General features: G+C 63.3%; 2 protein-coding genes. One reads left to right on the top strand and one right to left on the bottom strand.

From position 1 onward, the window contains the following. Nucleotides 1-319, bottom strand: a 319-nt coding sequence (locus EB084_24020; protein ID NDD31330.1) for a hypothetical protein, incomplete at its 3' end; no start/stop codon positions are given. Nucleotides 320-544: 225 nt separating this feature from the next. Here EB084_24020 and EB084_24025 point away from each other — a divergent pair. Beyond that, nucleotides 545-2251: hypothetical protein (locus tag EB084_24025; GenBank protein NDD31331.1), on the top strand; the 1707-nt coding region annotated here is incomplete at its 3' end.

The raw sequence follows: 2251 nt of genomic DNA on the forward strand, positions 1-2251 counted from the left end.
GTGCAGCGTCTCCCTCGGGGCTCTCCGGAAGCAGTCGCGTGGGGTTCCCCTGCGTGTCGTGACCTCGGGACGGTGCAGCGTCTCCCTCGGGGCTCTCCGGAAGCAGTCGCGTGGCTTGCTCGAGCAGGTACAAGGCGGTCTCGAGGTCGGCGAACGACACGGGGGCCTTTTCCAGCGCGCGCGATTTCAGCAGCAGCCAGGCGGCGGCGTGTCCCGTTGAGAGGTCAAGCCGCGGGTGAGCGTAGTCGAAGGGCTCGCGTTCGGCCAGACGGTCGCTCTCTGAGAGGAACGCCGTCTCGATGTCGGTGAGCACGTTCACGCTTGAGGCTTCGCGTCATGTCGAGGCGGCCCTGCACGGGCATTTTCCGCGAAAATTTGTAACAATGTTTCCGTGCGGACCCGTCTCATGCGATAAAATGTAACATGTCTTTCCTAGACGCCTGGTCGCGCGTGAGTGACGAGGGACCTGAAGAGGGTTTGAGTCTGGGTATCGCCCTCCCAAGTCGCGCGCGGCGGGGGCGGCCCACCGGAGGAAGAGAGTATCATGAGCTTCGACGGCATCGACGGCATCGACGGGGTCGGGGGACCCAAATGGCTGAACCAGGTGCCCACCGAGTTTCGCACCCACGTTGCGCAGCAGCTGCAGGCGGGCAAGGACCCGAACACCATTCGCGTCGGAGGCCAGAGCCTCGGCGACCTCGTCAACCTGAGCGGCGAGACGAATGACGAGGGCGGCCAGAACATCAATCCCCTCCTGCAGGCGCTTCGCGGGGGCGGGGGCGGCGAGAACAACAAGGGCGATCTCATGGGCCAGGGCAAGAACCTCGAGCAGCAGGGCAAGGACATGGTCGGTCAGGCCCAGAACCTCTTCAATCAGTTCCAGGCGCAGCAGGTGAAGGCCCAGAAAGGGCCACAGGGGTTGAATCCGATGGGGCTCGGGGGCAACCAGGGCGGGGCCAACCAGAACGGTCTCGGAAACCTGTTGGGGCAGCTGGGCAACGGGCTCAACCCTCTCGGCGGAGGGGGCAACGACAACCCAGGCCGCACCGCGAACGGTCCTGGGCAGCTCAACCTTCCTCAGGGCGCACAGCCCACGGGCAATGATCGCATCCAGTTCAACAACAATGACAAGCAGGGCGGCCAGGGACAGGTCAACAATGCCCTGCAGCAGCAGAACCAGAACAAGGATCAGGCGCAGCAGGCCAAGGATCAGGCCATGCAGCAGGCCAAGGATCTGGCCAATCAGGGCAACCAGCTCGGCAACGATCAGAACAAGAATCAGCAGGCCGACCAGAAGAAGGCCGAAGACCTGGCCAAGGACGGCCAGGCTGTGCAGAAGGATCAGGACGCGGTCCAGAAGGACCAGCAGGCGGTTGAGAAAGACCAGCAGGCGGTCCAGAAGGATCAGCAGGCGGTCCAGAAAGACCAGCAGGCGGTCCAGAAAGATCAGCAGGCTGTCCAGAAGGATCAGCAGGCGGTCCAGAAAGACCAGCAGGCCATCCAGAAAGACCAGCAGGCCATCCAGAAAGACCAGCAGCAGATCCAGCAGCTTACCCAGCAGATCACCCAGCTGCAGCAGCAGATCGCGCAGCTCACCCAGCAGATCGCCACAACCCAGGCGCAAGCCACCTCGATGCACGCGCAGGCTGCGGCGCTTATGTCGAACCCCTTCACGGCGGCGGCAGGCGCGGCCATGGAGGCGCAGGCGGTGGCGCTCGACGCCCAGGTGGCTGCCATGCAGGCCCAGCAGGCCCAGCTTCAGGCGCAGATGGCCCAGAAGCAGGCCGATCTCGCCAAGGTGCAGCAGCAGCTGGCCAAGGATCAGCAGCAGCTCCAGAAAGACACCCAGCAGCTCCAGAAAGACCAGCAGCAGCTTCAGAAAGACCAGCAGCAGCTCCAAAAAGACACCCAGCAGCTTCAGAAAGACAGCCAGCAGCTGCAGAAGGATACCCAGCAGCTCCAGAAAGATCAGCAGCAGCTGGCCAAGGACAGCAAGCAGCTGACCGATGACTCGAAGAAGCTCGAGCAAGACACCCAGACGAAGAAGAACATCGACGAGAACCTGAAGAAGATCGGCGAAGACCTCAACAAGAACCGCGACATGCTCAAGCAGGCCAACCAGGCGGCCAAGACCCAGGGTGACAACCAGCAGGCCGCCGACGGCAACGTCAAGGCTCTGCAAGACGCCCTGAAGAAGCTGCAGCAGGGGGGCAAGGGTGGCGGTCAGGGTCAGGGCCAGGGCCAGCAGGGC

The organism is Pseudomonadota bacterium, from assembly GCA_010028905.1.
Classification (GTDB): domain Bacteria; phylum Vulcanimicrobiota; class Xenobia; order RGZZ01; family RGZZ01; genus RGZZ01.